Source organism: Flavobacterium sp. LC2016-23 (assembly GCF_009674775.1).
GTDB lineage: Bacteria > Bacteroidota > Bacteroidia > Flavobacteriales > Flavobacteriaceae > Flavobacterium.
The window spans coordinates 64414-82574 of record NZ_WKKE01000015.1 but is presented as its reverse complement, the minus strand read 5'-3'; the positions used below and the strand labels follow the sequence as shown (position 1 = coordinate 82574).

The following is an 18161-nucleotide window of genomic DNA, read 5'->3' as shown; positions in this document are numbered from 1 at the left end:
AACTATGAAAAAATATAACTTCCTAGCTGTCATTTTATTAGGAATCACATTAATTGGATGTAACGGTGCAAAAAAAGGTGAAAATTCTTTATTTACAATCGATGATTCGGCTTTTCCGGCACATTTTACCTCAAAAGAAGCTGTTTCGATTGCTGTTTTAAATCCAAATTCGAAAGAAATTGACAGCATTGTTTATTTTGTAAACGATAAAAAAGTGGGAAGCACAAAAGGTGCCGGTAAATTCAAATTTGAATTAAAAGACCAAAAATTAGGCTACCAGTACTTAAAAGCAACTGCTTATTATGGCACTGACTGGTCTGATGCGACCAAAAGAATCGAACTGGTTTCGGATATTGAACCAAAATTACTAAAATATAAAATCGTAAATACCTACCCTCACGATACAAAAGCTTTTACGGAAGGTTTAGAATTTCACGATGGCTTTTTATTTGAAAGCACGGGACAAAAAGGAGATTCTTATTTCAGGGAAGTGGATTACAAAACCGGAAAAGTGATTACGCAGGTTGATCTTCCGAAAGAATATTTCGGAGAAGGGATTACTTTTATCAATGGCAAAATATTTCAGTTGTCCTGGGAAGAAAAAACAGGTTTTATCTACGACGCCAAGACTTTCAAACTTGAAAAAAAGTTTAAATACGACAAAGATCTTGAAGGCTGGGGAATGACGAATGACGGAAAATACATTTATCATTCTGACGGAACAGAGAAAATCTGGAAAATGGATCCGGCGAATCAGAAATTAATCGATTATATCAATGTTTACTCCGGAACTTCAAAAATCAAAGCGATCAACGAATTGGAATATATTAACGGAAAATTCTATGTAAATGTATGGCAAAAAGATGCTATTGCTGTGGTAAATCCAACTTCCGGAGCCGTAGAAGGCATTTTGAACATGTCTGAATTGCGTAAATTCATCAAACACCCGCAGGCTGAAGTTTTAAACGGAATTGCTTACAATCCGCAAACCAAAACTATTTTTGTTACCGGAAAATACTGGGAGAAGATGTTTGAAATCACCGTTTCAGAATAATAATAAAAAAAAATCAATTTTTAAATTCCAAATTCCAATAGGAAAACACAAATTTCACAGATTTTCACGAATTGATTAGTGATCATTTGTGAAATTTGTGTTTTTATTTTCCTTCTCTATCACAGTAAAATAGCATTATATAATATACTAAATCAACATCATGATTACTTTAATCACTAATATTAAAGAACTGCTGCAGGTTCGGGAAACTTCAGTTTCTAAAGTTTCAGGAGCCGAAATGGCAGTGCTTCCCACCATCAGAAATGCCTTTTTAATTTTAGAAGACGATCTAATCGCTGATTTCGGTGAGATGAAAAACCTTCCTGAAATTAAGGCAGATCAAGTTATGGATGCCACAGGAAAAATCGTTTTGCCTGCGTGGTGCGACAGTCACACTCATATTGTATACGCAGGCAACCGCGAGCAGGAATTTGTAGACCGGATTAACGGGCTTTCTTACGAAGAAATTGCCAATCGCGGGGGCGGCATCCTAAATTCAGCTCTTACATTAAATGCCGCTTCTGAAGAGGAAATTTACGAGCAGTCTAAACTTCGATTAGAAGAAGTGATGCATTTAGGCACCGGAGCGGTTGAAATAAAATCAGGTTACGGTTTAACAACAGAAGGCGAATTGAAAATGCTGCGCGTGATTAAAAAACTGGCAGAAAATTATCCAATTGCTATAAAAGCCACCTTTTTGGGCGCTCATGCTTTTCCGGTACAGTACAAAGAAAACAAAGCCGGTTATATTGATGAAATCATAACCCGAATGCTTCCTGAAATTGCAAAAAACAAACTCGCTGCTTATATTGATGTTTTTTGTGAGACCGGTTATTTTTCTGTGGAAGAAACCGAAAAAATCATGGCCGCGGGAATACAATACGGTCTGATTCCGAAAATTCATGTGAATCAGTTTAATTCTATTGGCGGCATTCAGGCAGGAATCAAATTTAAAGCCCTTTCTGTCGATCATCTTGAAGTTATGAGCCCTGACGATATTAAAGCTTTAAAAGACACGGAAACGATGCCTGTTGCTTTACCATCCTGTTCTTATTTTTTAAGCATTCCGTACACTCCTGCCCGTGAGATGATAAAAGCGGGATTACCTTTGGCTTTGGCAACCGACTTTAACCCCGGCTCTACTCCATCCGGAAATATGAATTTTGTAGTAGCTACGGCTTGTATCAAAATGAAAATGACTCCTGAGGAAGCTATAAATGCAGCCACAATAAACGGGGCTTATGCCATGGGCCTTTCGGAAACCCACGGAAGTATTACAAAGGGCAAAAAAGCCAATTTAATCCTCACAAAACCAATTTCATCCTATTATCAGATTCCCTACGCTTTTGGAAGCAATCTGATTGAACGTGTTTTTCTGGAAGGAAAAATTTTAGCATAAAAAAAGAGGAGTTTAAAAACTCCTCTTTTTTTTTATTTTAATGAATGTCCTGCTTATCTTAAAGAGAAACTTGTTTTAGAAACTAATTCATCATTATCAAAAATATTGATAAAATAAGTTCCTTTAGCGAAATCTTTACCAGGTAAATCTTCTACAACATTTACACTTTTGTTTTCGTACTGTACTGTAGTTTTAAAACTGTACGTTAAAGTGTTGTCACCAAAGCTTTCTGTTTTTTTATCTCCTAAAACATTGTTTTTAGCATCTATAACCTGTACATAGTACGTTTTATCTCCTGATTTTGCAATCTGGTTTTCAGCAATAGTAAAACTTATTTTCAGAACGTCTGCACGGCTTGCCTTATCTGTTTCGATTTGTTTACCTGAGCTTCTTAGTTTGTAAGCTGCTGTTTTTGTATTTAAAATAGATAATTTAGAACCTTTTTCAACTGTTTTAGCTAATTCTTCGTTTTGACCTACTAAAACTTCGTTGAATTTTTTAGATTCTCCTAAAACCACAATAGTACTGTCTCTCTGAACTGTCAAAACACCATTTTGTTTTTTCAATTCATCGTTTTCAGCAACTAAAGTTTTCATTTTGGCCTGCATTCCCTGAACTTGGTTTCTGTATTTAGATACATCTCCTTTAGATTTATTTAAATCATCCATTAAAGCCACTACTTTATCTCTTTCCTGAATCAGTTCATCAGACATAGAAGTATTTTCTGCAATGGCAGCATCATACGTTGCTTTTAATTCCTGTAAATCTTTCATAACAGATTCTTTCTCTGTCAGAGTTGTGGTTAGTTCTGTTTTAACTACATCTGTATCAGATGATAATTTAAAAATATACACTAAACTTCCAATAAGTAGGACTGCTAAAACTGCGATTACCGCTTTTAGACTTGAGTTGTTGTTCTTTGGGTTTTCCATATTTAATAATTTTCTTTAATAACAAATTTAAGAATTAATATATCCTAATAACGTAAGTTACTACAATTATATTATTTTTGGACAATATTTTTTTTTATGGATAAATTAATTCCTTTTACTATTAATGATTTAGCAAAAGTCACAAATCACCGAAGTGGTGAAATAAAGTTCGGAGAAAAAATGATTATCATTCCTAAAGGGGCTGATCAAATTGATTTTTTGAAAGAGAGTGAAGCTAAATATGTTCTGCTGGGAATTCCCGAAGATATTGGCGTACGTGCTAATTACGGAAGACCAGGAGCAGCATCAGCCTGGGAAAGCGCCATAAAAAGTATTGCTAACATTCAGCACAACCGATTTGCAAAAGGAAGCCAGATCATTGTTTTAGGACAAATCAATGTTTCGGATGAAATGCGCGAGGTAGAAAATCTTGATTTTAATGATATCGATGACCGTTCTAAATTAAGTCAGTTGGTCGAAAAAATAGACAAGGAAGTTTCTCACATTGTGTTTAATATTGTTAAAGCGGGTAAAACACCGATTATAATCGGTGGAGGGCATAATAATGCTTACGGAAACATAAAAGGTTCCGCACTTGCAAAAGGAAAACCCGTTAATGCGATTAATTTTGACGCTCATTCTGATTTCAGAATTCTTGAAGGCCGTCACAGCGGTAATGGATTTTCTTATGCTTACGAAGAAGGTTTCTTAAAAAAATATTTCATATTTGGTTTACATGAAAATTACACTTCCAAAAGTGTACTGGACATTATTAAGAAACTGGAAGACCGCGTACGCTATAATACGTACGACAGTGTAAACATCCGAAAAGAAAAAGAATTTTATAAGGAAATGATTTATGCGCTGGATTTTGTAAAATCAGATTCCTTTGGAATTGAAATTGACCTGGATGCCATACCAAACATCGCCAGCAGTGCGATGACGATCAGTGGATTTTCGATCGAAGAACTGCGTCAGTTTGTTTCGTTTTTCGGAGAACATAAAAATGCTACTTATTTGCATATTTGCGAAGGAGCGCCGGATTTGGACCAATCTCCAAACAATCATTTAATTGGAAAATTAATTGGTTATCTGATAACGGATTTCATTAAAGCCAACAACGAAAAAATATAGTCTGCAGAAATTACAGCAGCTTAAAATTAACCCATTTGCCAAATAAACCCGGATTCAAACAGACGATTGACTGAATAAAGCTATCTTTGCACAGAATTTTAGTACTTTAAACTAAAATATTAACACATAAGATATGTTATTCGAAGATTTATCACTTTCAAAAAGTATACAAAAAGCCGTATTTGAAGAAGGCTACCTAAACCCTACTCCTATTCAGGAACAATCTATTCCGATTGTTCTGGCCGGCAGGGATTTAATAGGCTGTGCACAGACAGGTACCGGAAAAACAGCTGCATTTGCCATTCCAATTATACATCAGCTGCACCGAATTGTCGGCTCTTCTAAAAAAGCCAAAGTAATTCGTGCCCTTATAGTTACCCCTACACGTGAATTAGCGGTTCAGATTGGGCAAAGTTTTGAGACGTATGCCAAATACACCAACTTAACACAATTAACAATCTTTGGAGGAGTTTCCCAAAATCCGCAAGTAGATACCTTAAAACAGGGAATCGATATTCTGGTTGCTACTCCGGGAAGATTGCTTGATCTGCAAAAGCAGGGCTTTCTTGATTTAGATCACCTTCATACTTTGGTTCTGGATGAAGCAGATCAGATGCTGGACATGGGCTTTATAAATGATGTAAAGAAGATCGTAAAACTAACACCAAAAAACCGTCAGACTTTATTGTTCTCCGCTACAATGCCTATTGCCATTCGCGAACTGGCAGAAATGTTTTTACAGGATCCTGCAAAAGTGGAGGTTTCGCCTGTTTCATCAACTGCTGAAAATGTAGAACAGCGTGTTTACTTTGTTGAGAAAACAGAAAAAAGAAATTTACTGTATCATTTAATAAAAAATGAAGATTTATCAAACGTACTGGTTTTTTCAAGAACCAAACACGGTGCTGATAATGTGGTAAAAGCATTGCGTAAAAAAGATATTCCTGCCGAAGCAATTCACGGAGATAAATCTCAGAATGCCAGACAGCGTGTTTTGGACGCCTTTAAAAATAAAGAAGTCGGCGTTCTTGTAGCTACCGATATTGCGGCGAGAGGAATCGATATTGACCAGTTACCTTTTGTAATTAACTTTGACCTGCCTAATATCCCTGAAACCTATGTACACCGAATTGGCAGAACAGGACGTGCAGGAAATGGCGGAATCGCGATTTCGTTTTGCAGTAAAGATGAAGAACCGTATTGGAAAGACATTCAGAAACTGATAAAAGTGGATGTGAAAATCATTACCGATCATCCGTATCAGTGGCATTCCGGAAGCCCGGAGGCAACGGCAGAAAAACCTAACAATTCAAACCGAAGCGGTGGTGCTCATAAATCGAGAAAATCAAATGCTTCTAAGCAAAATAAAAAACGTTGGTATTAACAACCAACGTTTTTTGTTTCACATATTAAGTAATTAATTATTTTAAACAGTTTAACGGGTTCAAACGGCTTAATAATAATATCGTTCATTCCCGAAGAAATAGCTTCATCCGTAATTTCATCCTTATCAAAAGCAGTAAGGGCAACAATAGGTGTCTTTAGACCTAACTGACGAATTCTTTTAGAGGTTTCAAATCCGTTCATCTGCGGCATATTTATATCCATCAGAATAAGATCAAAATGCTCGTCCTGAAGCATCTCTATCGCTCCAAAACCATCATCGACGACTTTACACAGATAATTGTTTTTTTCAATAATTTTCTTTGTAACAAGCTGATTTATAACATTATCTTCCACCACTAAAATCTTAAAGACTTCATTTGACGTCAGATCTACCTGAATTTCATCAATAATACGTTTTGTTTTTTCCGGATCATGTTCAAAAGGAATCACGAAAGTAAACAATGTTCCTTCGCCCAGATTACTTTTCAGGTTTATAGAGGTATTAAAAAGTCCTAAGAGTCTTTTTACAATGCTTAAACCCAGTCCGGTACCCTGATAATCTTCATCTTTTCTGCCAACCTGAACAAATTTTTCAAAAATCTTAGTCTGATCTACAGCTGCAATCCCAACCCCGTTATCCTGTATTTGAAATTCCAAAAAGTATAATTTTCCTTCCACCTTAACCAGATTGATAATAATTTCAACCTCTCCGTCTTTGGTAAATTTAAGGGCATTACTGACTAAGTTCATCAGAATTTGTGCAAGTCTTAATTTATCACCGATTAAGTATTCGGGAATTTCAGGATCAATATCTATTGAAATTTTATTGTTGTTCTTCTGGGACAGAAAAGAAAGTGAATTTTTGATCATTGAAATTTCATCTGAAATATTGAATGTCAAGCTTTCCAGCACCACTTTATTTTCCTCAATTTTATTAATCTGAAGAATATCATTGACCAAAGACAATAGATACCGGGCCGAAAATTTTAAGGAACTCAAATGCTGACTGCTGGATAGTTCCTTATGTTCTTCGAGCAACATATTGGTTATACCGACCACACCGTACAAAGGAGTGCGTAATTCATGACTTATAGTTGAAATAAATTGTGTTTTGAGCAAGGAGGCTTCTTCTGCAATTTCTTTCGCTTTTAGCAGCTCCAGATTGTGTTTCTTTTTAAATCTTATATTCTTGATTAAGGTGATTATCAATAACAGAAGAATAAATGAAATCACTACAAATAAAATAACAATGATTCTTGATTTTTTCAGGCTTTGATATTGTGAATCTTTTTCATCCTCTATTTTATCAATTTGCCTTTTATATTCGTCCAACTCCAGATTAAAGCCTGCAATAGAGGCTTTCTTAAGTTTTTCGTCATTATAAATTTGTTCGGTTATTTTATTGTAAGCTCTTAAGTTGGCGTATGCTTCCTTGTCTTTATTAATTTTATTCAGAAATTTTGAATACTCCAGATGTGCATACGACAAATCGGATTTTTCAACATAGGTTTTTCCTAAACTTATTGCTTTTTTAAAATAAGCATCTGCTTTAAGGTTATCTCCTTTGTAACTGTAATACATACCATTTAGCATGTTTGCAATTACAACTGTATTATCATCCTGAAATTTTTCCTGATGTGCGTTAATAAATTCCAGATAAGGGTATCCTTTATTAAACTGACCAATATCAAAATAAGACCAGGCAATATTGACATTGGTAAAATAAATCTGAGTAGAATCTTTGATCTTAGAACTTAGTGCGATTGATTTTTTATAAAAATCAATTCCTACCCGGTACTGTTTCTTATCAAAACAATAGATATTGCCTAAGTTATTGTATAACATGTTTTTAATACTATCATTATTGGCTTTATTGGCATAAAACAGACTCTTCTTATAAAAGAAAATAGCTTTATCAAATTCAACCAATTCACTATAATTGGCAGCAATAATATTGTACGAACGGGCAATTAAATAATTATTTTTATTAGTAGTCGCATGATTTAAGGCGACTCTGGAAATAATTAATGATTTTTCGAAATTTGACTCTCTGAAGCTGGAAAGTGCTTCCAGGACAAGTTTATTGATTTTATCCTCTGACAAATGTTCAGATTGCGCGATTACTGAATTATCTAAACAATTCAGAAACAGGAACAAAAGTAAAAAAATCCGCATTGGGGACATGAAATCTGCTATTTAATCAAATATACACTTAAAAATAAAAGAAAGCTGTATTTTAATGCAAAATACAGCTTTCTTTTATTTTTACCCTTCAAAATTGTAAAGATTTTTCTTTCCAAAAATAAATTTAATTTTCTGAGGCAATATCCGATTCTTTATCATTTTCCCATTGTCCTACAACAGATGTTGCCAGGGCATTTCCTAAAACATTGGTAGCACTTCTGAACATGTCACAAAAATGATCAATTGGCAATATAAGTGCAATCCCTTCAACCGGAATATCAAACATACCGCAAGTTGCCGCAACAACTACCAAACTGGCTCTTGGGACTCCTGCAATTCCTTTGCTGGTTAACATTAAAACCAAAAGCATGACCATCTGTGTTCCTAAATCTAAATGTACACCATAGGCCTGTGCTATAAAAATACTGGCAAAAGTCATGTACATCATACTCCCGTCAAGATTAAACGAGTAACCAAGCGGCAACATAAAGGATACAATTCTGTCTTTTACACCAAAACTTTCTAATTCTTCCGTCAGTTTAGGAAAAACAGCTTCACTGCTTGTTGTCCCGAAAGCAATCACTAACGGTCCTATAATGCGTCTTAAAAGCTCCGTCATTCTTCCCTTTAGGAAAATATAACCCACGACGATCAAAACTACCCACAATGTGCTGATTCCGATTAGAAATGATCCGAAAAATTTAAAATAGGTAATCGCTAATTCCTGAAAATCCCTAACGGCAAATACGCCTGCAATGGCACCAAAAACTCCAATCGGAGCAAATTTCATTACATAATTTACCATTTTCAAAACGATGTGGGACGTCTTATCCAAAGCATTAATGACCGGCTTTACCGTACTGCCTAAGGATGCAGCTGCCAATCCGAAAAAGATGGAGAATATTACAATCTGCAAAATTTCGTTGGTTGCCATGGCCTCAATAATACTTTTCGGAACGATATGTTCTACAAAGTTTTCAAAAGAGATTGACTTTGTTTTAGCTGTTACCTCTGATGCCGTAGCGATATCAACATGTGCTAATTTTAAACCAACTCCCGGTTCTAAAATATTAACATAGAATAATCCGATCAACAATGAAATAAAAGAAGCCGTAAAAAACCAGCCTAAAGCTTTTCCTCCAATCCTTCCAACTGCTTTTATATCTCCCAGCTTCGCAATCCCTACTACAAGCGTTGTAAAAACTAAAGGAGAAATAATCATTTGTACCAGTCTGATAAAAATGGTTGCCAGCATTTTTATTTTATTGCTGAACGATTGTGCCCCCTCAGGTGAAATCGAATTGTGCAATATAATTCCTAAAATTGCCCCAAGAACCATTGCAATTAAAATTTGCCCGGTTAAGCCTGAAAGAAATGATTTTTTTTTGGTTTCTGTAATTTGCATTAATTTGTTTTTTATTTATAATTAAAATATAAGACCCTCACTGCCTTACAGTTTATTAATATGTTTTGTTGATTAAATAAAAATCAGCCAGAACAATCGCTGCCATTGCTTCAACAATTGGCACTGCACGAGGCACTACACACGGATCATGACGCCCTTTTCCGGTCATTGGTGTAATATTTCCTTTATTATCTAATGAGTCCTGCGTCTGCATGATGGTTGCAACCGGTTTAAAAGCCACTCTGAAATAAATATCCATTCCATTGCTGATTCCTCCCTGAATTCCTCCGGAAAGATTGGTTTTGGTTGTTCCGTCCGCATTATATAAATCGTTGTGCTGACTTCCTTTCATTTCAGATCCTGAAAAACCACTACCGTATTCAAAACCTTTTACGGCATTGATCGAAAGCATTGCTTTTCCTAATTCGGCATGCAATTTATCGAAAACAGGCTCTCCCAAACCAACGGGAACATTTTGAATCACACAGGAAACAATTCCTCCGACAGTATCGCCTTGTTTGCGAATATCTCGGATATACTCTTCCATTATAGCGGCCGATTTTTCATCGGGACAACGCACCGGATTGCTTTCTGTTTTAGAAAAATCCAATTCCTGGTACGGTGTATCTAAGTGAATTGGTCCTACAGAGGAAACATAGGCATTAATTTTAATTTCGGGTAACATTTGTTTGGCAATAGCACCTGCCACTACCCTGCTGGCAGTTTCACGGGCCGAACTTCTTCCTCCTCCGCGGTAATCGCGAAAACCATACTTCTGGTCATACACATAATCAGCATGGCTTGGCCTGTAGTTGTCCTTTATATGAGAGTAATCGTCAGATTTCTGATTGGTATTCGGAATAATAAAACCAATTGGGGTCCCGGTCGTTTTACCTTCAAATATTCCTGATAAAAACTGAACGCTGTCGGGTTCTTTTCTTTGGGTTACAATTGCGGATTGTCCGGGTTTTCTGCGGGACATTTCAACTTCAATCGCTTCCAGATCAAGTTCTATTCCCGATGGGCAACCATCGATAATTCCGCCCAAAGCCTCACCGTGAGACTCTCCAAATGTTGTAACTTTATATAAGGTGCCGTAGCTATTTCCTGCCATTGTAAATTGTTTTGAGCAAATGTAAGTTTTATGAATTAAATTAAAAAATTTAAAATTGGTAATATTAAGTAAAGGTTAATTTGGTTAAAAATCACAATTTATTAAAATTGTAGTCATTTTAATAACCTTTTGATAAAATATATTACATCTAAGATTCTTTTATTTGCTAAACTTCAAATCAGGAAAAATTGAAAAAAAGAAATGTTGAGCTGGTCATTATTTCAGATGTCCATTTAGGAACGTATGGCAGTCACGCCAAAGAACTAAACAACTATTTATCAAGTATAAAACCGAAAACACTTGTATTAAATGGCGACATTATCGATGCCTGGCAATTTAGAAAGTCGTATTTCCCGAAAAATCACTTAAGAGTGATTCAGAAAATCATCGGAATGGCTTCGAAAGGAACGAAAGTGTACTATATTACCGGAAACCATGACGAAATCCTAAGAAAGTTCAGCGACATGAATATGGGGAATTTTGCTTTAGTTGATAAATTAATTCTGGAACTTGACGGTAAAAAAGCCTGGATTTTTCACGGAGACGTTTTTGATGCTTCTGTACAACATTCAAAATGGATAGCCAAACTCGGAGGTTTAGGATATGATTATTTAATTCTCCTCAATCGCTTTATCAACTGGCTTTTATCTAAATTAGGAAGAGAACCTTATTCTTTCTCCAAAAAAATAAAAGCAAGCGTTAAAAAGGCCGTAAAGTTTATTTCAGATTTTGAAACTACTGCAACTGATCTTGCGATAGAAAAAAAATACGATTATGTCATCTGTGGTCATATTCACGAACCAAAAATAATTCAAAAAGAAAACAAACACGGCTCTACCTTATATCTCAATTCAGGGGACTGGATCGAAAACTTAACAGCCTTAGAGTACCACAAAAAGCGCTGGAAATTATTTTCTTATTCTCAGTCTAACTTTACGGAAGAAGAAAATCTTTTCGAAATGGAAGATATTTTAAGCAATCACCTAATTAACTCTATCTTAAAAAGCAAATAACAATCCATCTGATTTTTGGAAGAAATGTAGCTAATGTGAATTATGTAACAATTTAAAATAATTTTATACGTTTTGGTTTTTACAGTAATTGTAAGTTTGAACAAAATTAATAACCAATTTTATGAAAAAAATTATTTTATCTGCCCTTATGCTATTAGGTTTAGCTTTTACGGCACAATCACAAGAAATTTCTAAAAATGCTTTAGGAATACGTTTCGGAGACAACAACGGATTTGGAGGTGAAGTATCATATCAATTAGGATTAAATCAAAAAAACAGGTTAGAGTTTGATTTAGGATGGAGAAACAGCCGTGATGTAGATGCCATTAAAGGAGTTGCTCTTTACCAATGGGTATGGAATATTGATGGTGGCTTTAACTGGTACGCTGGTGTCGGTGGAGGTGTAGCTGCCTGGGATTACGATTACCGTTTCAATAATGCCAGATATAATGATAGCGGAACGTATGTTTTTGCTGCAGGAGATGTCGGTATTGAATACAGATTCAAAGAGGTGCCTATCACCCTTTCATTAGATGCAAGACCTGAAATTGGTTCCGGGTATTATGATGATGACAATTTCGGATTTGACGTTGGTTTAGGAGTTAAATTCAGATTCTAAATAAAACTAAAAAATAATTGTAAAAAGAAACCTGTCGTTTTAAGCGACAGGTTTTTTTATGTTCTTTAAGTGATGAAATTTATTTGATAATAATTTCCTTTTTCGAGCGAATCTTAACCACTGTGTAAGGATACGTAATTACCTGCATGGTCATTGAATCGGGAGCCGGATTAGTTTCCTTTACTGTAATAATGATATTTTTATCTGTTTCTTCTACCTTTTCAATTCCTATGGAATAGCCGCCGGTACTTTTTTCACCCATATTCAGAATAACATAATTGGAATTGTGTATATCATCCTGTTTCATTTTATCTTTTAGAAGCGGGTCATTTTCCAACATTTTGATTTCGTTTGGCTCTGTCAGAATTTCAAAGAACCTGATATTTCCGCCACCGTCCGACTGTTCTGTTAAAATCTCATAAAGCGCTTTTGAATCGGATGTTTTCTGTACACCACACGAAGCCAGCACAAAAACGGCTAAAACTGAAATTACTTTTTTCATTTACGCTTATTTTAAGATGAATGTTAATTTTTATAATCGTCTATCGCCCTTTGATACAAAGCTTCGTATTTCGGTAATATGTTTTTGATATCGAATTTTCTCGCCACTTCCAGTGCATTAGCCTTAAACTGATTTAAAACAGCATCCTCTTTTAAAATTTTCAATGCATTTGAGGCCATTTCTTCCACATCACCCACATTACTCAGGTAGCCTGAAAAACCATCAAAATTCACTTCCGGCAAGCCGCCTGAATTACTTGAAATCACGGGAACGCCGCAAGACATTGCTTCCAAAGCCGCCAAACCAAAACTTTCCGTTTCCGACGGAAGCAAAAACAAGTCAGTCATGCATAAGATCTTATCAATCTCATTACTGTTTCCAAAGAAAATCACTTTATCCAAAATGCCTAATTCCTGGCATAAAATCTCTGCTTTTTCTTTTTCGGGACCATCACCAACCATCATTAATTTAGCCGGGATTTCTTTCTGGATATTATAGAAAATCTTGATGATATCCGGAATACGTTTCACCTTTCTGAAATTACTGATATGGGTGATAATGCGCTCATTTTCCTTTGCCATCACATAACGATGACAAGGTGCGAGGGGATCTTTGACCATTTTATCCAATTCAATAAAATTTGGAATCACCCTTATTTTATTCTTGATTTTGAATAGTTTCAGCGTATCATCTTTCAAACTTTGCGAAACCGAAGTCACATAATCTGATTTATTGATACTAAAAGTTACAGCTGGTTTATAAAAAGGATGATTTCCCACCAAAGTAATATCTGTTCCGTGAAGTGTTGTAATCATGGGCAGATTAATACCTTCATTTTTCAGCATTTGTTTTGCCATATAACCCGCATAAGCATGTGGAATTGCATAATGTACGTGAAGGACCTCAATCTTGTATAATTTGACCATATCAACCAGTTTGCTCGACAAAGCCAGCTCATAAGGCTGATAATGAAAAAGAGGGTATTCGGGAACGTTTACTTCGTGATAATGTACGTTTGGATTCAGAAGTGCCAGTCTAACAGGCTGACTGTATGTGATAAAATGTATTTCGTGTCCGCGTCTGGCTAATTCAAGACCTAACTCAGTGGCTACTACCCCACTACCGCCAAAAGTCGGATAACAAACTATTGCTATTTTCATGTATTAAATTTAATACTACGAAAGTACTCAAAAATAGCATTTAATTGGAGTTTTCAATTGTTAGATTTTTGTGAATAATAGATTTGTCAGATTATTAGATGTAGCGTTTAGTAAATCATAATAGTTTTTTTTAAGACAAGCCACCAAATCATAATCTATTACTCACAACTTAAAACTAGTATCAGGAGCAGAAATATTTATTTTCAAAAAAGCCACCTGTCCCGCTGTCCGCTTTATCTTTTATGGCTACCTATAGCTATCGGAAACGCCATAAAAGAATGTTGCTTCCATCGGGGCTACAGAGACGTTTCGCTTTTCACAAAACAAACCTGACAGGTTTTGAAAACCCGTCAGGTTTCAGTTTCGTTAAAAAAAAAGCATGAAATTTAGATTTCATGCTTTTTTTTATTTATTTATAACTATTTCTAGAAAAAACGACTGTGCCAGCTATCGGCAGCGGGAACTTCCCAGGATTCGTTGTATTCTTCGATATTGTTTACCAGATTATTAAAAACAATAGTATTCTCAGATACTGATTTATCTTTTACCATTTTCTTAAAATCAATCAAAGGTTTGTGAGCGATATGTTCCCCCAGTTTAAAAGTAACGTTCATTTTATCTAACAAATCAACGTTATACTTTTTCTCTAATCCCTGAATAAATTCAACAGAACTATCGATAGAACATCCTGTAGCAGCCTGTACGTCCTGATTTACCGCCAGAATTATAAATCGGTTGTATTTCAGTTCATAAGAAGCCTCCAGACTTGTTCCGTGTGCAGCCCAGCTTTCAACAAACGTTTTCAGGTCAGAGTCTATTTCAGAAAATTCCTCATCAGAAAATTTTCTGTTTGATTGATAAATCCAGATTCTGGATTCACCAGGTAAATTTTCAAAAGGGATATACATTTTAATTTTAGATTTTAGATTGTTGGATTTTAGATTTCTGAAAGTTTCAGGTTTCAAGTTTCAGGTTAAAACCCCTTGCCACTATGAACCTCAGATCAAAGATCTTGTGCATTCGCGATTAATTCCGCGATGTCCATTACTTTTACGGAACCTTCTTTTTCCTGATGTTTAATTCCATCGGTCAGCATCGTATTACAAAACGGACAACCCGCAGCAATAATATCAGGCTGCACTTCTAAAGCGTCTTCCGTACGTAACACATTGACTTCTTTGTTTCCGGGTTCAGCATCTTTAAACATTTGCGCTCCACCTGCTCCACAGCATAAACCATTTGCTTTAGAACGCTTCATTTCAACTAATTCAACATCTAATTTCTGAATTAATTCTCTTGGCGCTTCGTATACTTTATTGGCTCTTCCTAAATAACAAGGATCGTGAAAAGTAATTTTCTTTCCTTTAAATTGTCCGCCTTCAACAGTTAGTCGTCCATCATCAATTAATGATTTCAGAAATTCGGTATGGTGAATTACCTCATACTGACCTCCTAATTCAGGATATTCGTTTTTTAACGTATTAAAACAATGCGGACAAGCCGTTACTATTTTCTTCGCTTCATAGGCATTCAGCACCTCGATATTCATCATGGCCTGCATTTGAAACAAGAACTCGTTTCCGGCACGTTTTGCAGGATCTCCGGTACAACTCTCCTCTGTACCCAGCACTGCAAAAGAAACATTCGTACGGTTTAAAATACGCACAAACGCTTTTGTAATTTTTTTTGCTCTATCATCAAAACTTCCTGCACAACCTACCCAAAACAAGACTTCCGGCTGTTTTCCTTCGGCTAGCATTTCTGCCATTGTTGGCACTATTAAACTTTCTGACATCTTCTTATTTTTTTATTTAATCGGTTAATCGTTAATTGGGTTAATCGGTAAAAACTCTTTTTTTATGATTACCCACTAAAAAACCTAAAATATTTTTGCAATCGGTTAAACGGTTAAACAAATAACCAATTAAAAGATTTTAATTCTCATTTTTCCAGTTTAGCCTGTCCTGTTGGTTGTATTGCCAAGGCGCTCCGTTATTCTCAATATTGGTCATCATGGCATTTAATGACATTGGGGCAGCACTCTGTTCCATCACCAAATAACGGCGCATATCCATAATAATAGATAATGGGCTAATATTTACCGGACATTCTTCTACACAGGCGTTACATGAGGTACAAGCCCATAATTCTTCCGGTGTGATATAATCGTTTAGTAATGTTTTGTTATCGGGAACAAAAACACCTTTATTGGCATCTATATTTTTTCCTACTTCCTGCAGACGATCCCTTGTATCCATCATAATTTTACGCGGAGATAATTTCTTACCCGTCTGATTTGCAGGACATGAGGAGGTACAACGACCACATTCCGTACACGTATAAGCATTTAGTAACTGAACCCAGTTTAAATCCTGAACATCACTGGCTCCAAATTTCGCCGGTGCGGCATTTTCATCCACGGGAGCCGCTGCAAACGGATCTGCATTAGGATCCATCATTAATTTGACTTCTTTGGTAACGGACTCTAAATTATCAAATTGTCCTTCGGGATTCAGGTTCGCAAAATAAGTGTTAGGGAAAGCCAAAAGAATATGAAGGTGTTTTGAAAAATACAGATAGTTCATAAAAACCAAAATACCCGTAATATGCAGCCACCAGAATACTTCAGATAATAACATCACCAGTTCATTCGACATTCCGTTAAATAGTGGTGCTATAAATTGACTTACCGGAAAACTTCCGGCTTTATGAAAATGCGAAAATCCTCCCGGAACATTTTGTAAATGCAGGTCAGAAGCATTCATCAATAAAAACAACGTCATCAAAACCATCTCAAAGTACAAGATGTAATTCGCATCACTTTTAGGGAATCCGTTCAAATCTGAATTTATAAAGCGTTTCAGCCTGATAATGTTTCTTCTGATCCAGAAAACAATGACCGCCACTAAAACTAAAAGCGCCAGAATTTCAAATGAAGCAATTAAAACATCATATACTACTCCCAGATAAGGTGCGAAAATTCTATGGGTTCCGAACAAACCATCAATGATGATTTCAAGTAATTCTATATTAATAATTATAAAACCTGCATACACGAAAATATGAAGTATACCGGCAACAGGGCGTCTCACCATTTTTGACTGCCCAAGAGCAATCAAAGCCATGTTTTTCCAGCGTGCTTTAGAATTATCTTTTCGATTTACATCTACTCCCAGGTTAATGTTTCGGATGATTTTTTTTACGCTCGTTGCAAAAAAACCGAAACCAACTATCAAAAGTATGGCGAACAAAATATTATCTAAATAACTCATATGTATTATTTTTTACTATTTGAATTTGCATCTTCGGCTGGTGGTGCCACATACGGTTTGTTTTTCTTTCCAAAAAGAGAAACATTCACATAACGTGTTGGATAAAGACGGACATCCTGTAGTAATAACTCCAATTCTTTTGACGTTTTAGCAAGATTATTATACAAAGCATCATCATTTAATAATTTACCTGCTGTACCTTTTCCTGAATTTAAGTTACTCATTATACCATCTAATTTCGCTAAAGTCTGATTTAAATTTCTAACTGTTTTTCCTAAATCAGCTTTGTTTAAAGAATCTGATATTTTAGAAAAGTTATTTGACATTTTATTAAAGTTGGTCACGACTCCGTTAATCTGCCCCTTGTTCGTATCTAAAATAGAATTAAGAGTTCCTGAAGCCCTGTGGAACTGTTCCATAGTCTGACTCAGTTCTGCCAAAGTCTTTTTGATATCTTCCTGTCCTTTTTTGTCCAGTACATTATTCAGTCCCGAAACCAGCACATCAATACTTACGAGCATTTTTTCCAGTTTTTGCTGAATAGGTTCAATTTTGCCACCTAAAGACTCTGTTAACCCCAGCTCAACTGTAGAAGTCAGCGTTTGTCCATCCTCGGCTAATTCTTTATCTGCAAGATTAGGTACGATTTTAATTTGTTTTCCTCCAATTAAACTTGGGGAATACAAAGCTGCCTGACTGGTTTTAGAAATAGGAAAATCTGTTTTTAACTGAAGTTCAACTAATAATTTACCTGTTGTCTCATTGATAGTCATTTTATTTACCTTACCAATTATAAGTCCGTTTAAGGTAACAGGTGCTGAAGCCGATAAGTCCTCAACATTATCATATTCAACGTATAATGTTTTGTAATTCGTAAAAAGGTCTTTGCCTTTTAAAAAACTATAGCCCCAAATAAATAATAAAATGGAAGCAATGACTAAAATAGCCGTTTTAATTTCTCTTGTTAGTTTCAAAATTCTAAGTGTT

16 protein-coding genes are annotated in these 18161 nt (G+C 35.5%); 6 read left to right on the top strand and 10 right to left on the bottom strand.

Annotation, left to right across the window (positions count from 1 at the left end; genetic code table 11):
- Positions 1-4: 4 nt before the first annotated feature.
- Positions 5-1054 (top strand): glutaminyl-peptide cyclotransferase, encoded by a 1050-nt coding sequence (locus GJU43_RS13855; protein ID WP_154341348.1) that lies wholly within the window; start codon positions 5-7, stop codon positions 1052-1054.
- Positions 1055-1214: 160 nt separating this feature from the next.
- Complete coding sequence (gene hutI / locus GJU43_RS13850; protein WP_154341347.1) at positions 1215-2453, top strand: imidazolonepropionase; 1239 nt, start codon at positions 1215-1217, stop codon at positions 2451-2453.
- 53 nt (positions 2454-2506) lie between these two features.
- On the opposite strand, the gene GJU43_RS13845 is transcribed toward hutI, so the two are convergent.
- Complete coding sequence (locus tag GJU43_RS13845; RefSeq protein ID WP_154341346.1) at positions 2507-3385, bottom strand: hypothetical protein; 879 nt, start codon at positions 3383-3385, stop codon at positions 2507-2509.
- 96 nt (positions 3386-3481) lie between these two features.
- Here GJU43_RS13845 and GJU43_RS13840 point away from each other — a divergent pair, with 96 nt between their 5' ends.
- Together GJU43_RS13840 and GJU43_RS13835 are read left to right on the top strand one after the other, a co-directional pair.
- Complete coding sequence (locus GJU43_RS13840) at positions 3482-4519, top strand: formimidoylglutamase (protein ID WP_154341345.1); 1038 nt, start codon at positions 3482-3484, stop codon at positions 4517-4519.
- Between the two features lie 133 nt (positions 4520-4652).
- On the top strand, positions 4653-5903 hold the full coding sequence (locus GJU43_RS13835) for a DEAD/DEAH box helicase (protein WP_154341344.1): 1251 nt from the start codon (positions 4653-4655) through the stop codon (positions 5901-5903).
- Here GJU43_RS13835 and GJU43_RS13830 read toward each other — a convergent pair.
- The 3 genes from GJU43_RS13830 to aroC form a co-directional block, all read right to left on the bottom strand.
- Positions 5900-8089, bottom strand: coding sequence for a response regulator (locus GJU43_RS13830; RefSeq protein ID WP_154341343.1), 2190 nt, complete (start codon positions 8087-8089; stop codon positions 5900-5902). The genes GJU43_RS13835 and GJU43_RS13830 overlap by 4 nt on opposite strands.
- Before the next feature lie 124 nt (positions 8090-8213).
- Positions 8214-9494: a dicarboxylate/amino acid:cation symporter gene (locus GJU43_RS13825; protein WP_154341342.1), complete on the bottom strand. Its 1281-nt coding sequence runs from the start codon at positions 9492-9494 to the stop codon at positions 8214-8216.
- Between the two features lie 55 nt (positions 9495-9549).
- Positions 9550-10608 (bottom strand): chorismate synthase, encoded by a 1059-nt coding sequence (gene aroC / locus GJU43_RS13820; RefSeq protein ID WP_154341341.1) that lies wholly within the window; start codon positions 10606-10608, stop codon positions 9550-9552.
- A 188-nt stretch (positions 10609-10796) separates the two neighbouring features.
- On the opposite strand from aroC, the gene GJU43_RS13815 reads away from it, so the two are divergent.
- Complete coding sequence (locus tag GJU43_RS13815; protein ID WP_154341340.1) at positions 10797-11621, top strand: UDP-2,3-diacylglucosamine diphosphatase; 825 nt, start codon at positions 10797-10799, stop codon at positions 11619-11621.
- 121 nt (positions 11622-11742) lie between these two features.
- Positions 11743-12240 (top strand): hypothetical protein, encoded by a 498-nt coding sequence (locus GJU43_RS13810; protein WP_154341339.1) that lies wholly within the window; start codon positions 11743-11745, stop codon positions 12238-12240.
- Positions 12241-12319: 79 nt separating this feature from the next.
- Here GJU43_RS13810 and GJU43_RS13805 read toward each other — a convergent pair whose 3' ends face one another.
- From GJU43_RS13805 to GJU43_RS13780, 6 genes are all read right to left on the bottom strand, one after another.
- A complete protein-coding gene (locus GJU43_RS13805; RefSeq protein WP_154341338.1) occupies positions 12320-12742 on the bottom strand; it encodes a protease complex subunit PrcB family protein in 423 nt (140 codons plus the stop codon).
- Positions 12743-12765: 23 nt separating this feature from the next.
- Positions 12766-13902: an N-acetyl-alpha-D-glucosaminyl L-malate synthase BshA gene (bshA, locus tag GJU43_RS13800; RefSeq protein WP_154341337.1), complete on the bottom strand. Its 1137-nt coding sequence runs from the start codon at positions 13900-13902 to the stop codon at positions 12766-12768.
- 425 nt (positions 13903-14327) lie between these two features.
- Positions 14328-14810 (bottom strand): ABC transporter ATPase, encoded by a 483-nt coding sequence (locus GJU43_RS13795; RefSeq protein ID WP_154341336.1) that lies wholly within the window; start codon positions 14808-14810, stop codon positions 14328-14330.
- Positions 14811-14905: 95 nt separating this feature from the next.
- Positions 14906-15697 (bottom strand): (Fe-S)-binding protein, encoded by a 792-nt coding sequence (locus GJU43_RS13790; RefSeq protein ID WP_154341335.1) that lies wholly within the window; start codon positions 15695-15697, stop codon positions 14906-14908.
- 139 nt (positions 15698-15836) lie between these two features.
- Positions 15837-17174 carry a (Fe-S)-binding protein gene (locus GJU43_RS13785; RefSeq protein WP_154341334.1) on the bottom strand — a complete coding sequence of 446 codons (1338 nt, stop codon included), beginning with the start codon at positions 17172-17174 and terminating at the stop codon, positions 15837-15839.
- Between the two features lie 5 nt (positions 17175-17179).
- Positions 17180-18148: an MlaD family protein gene (locus GJU43_RS13780; RefSeq protein WP_154341333.1), complete on the bottom strand. Its 969-nt coding sequence runs from the start codon at positions 18146-18148 to the stop codon at positions 17180-17182.
- Between the last annotated feature and the right edge of the window lie 13 nt (positions 18149-18161).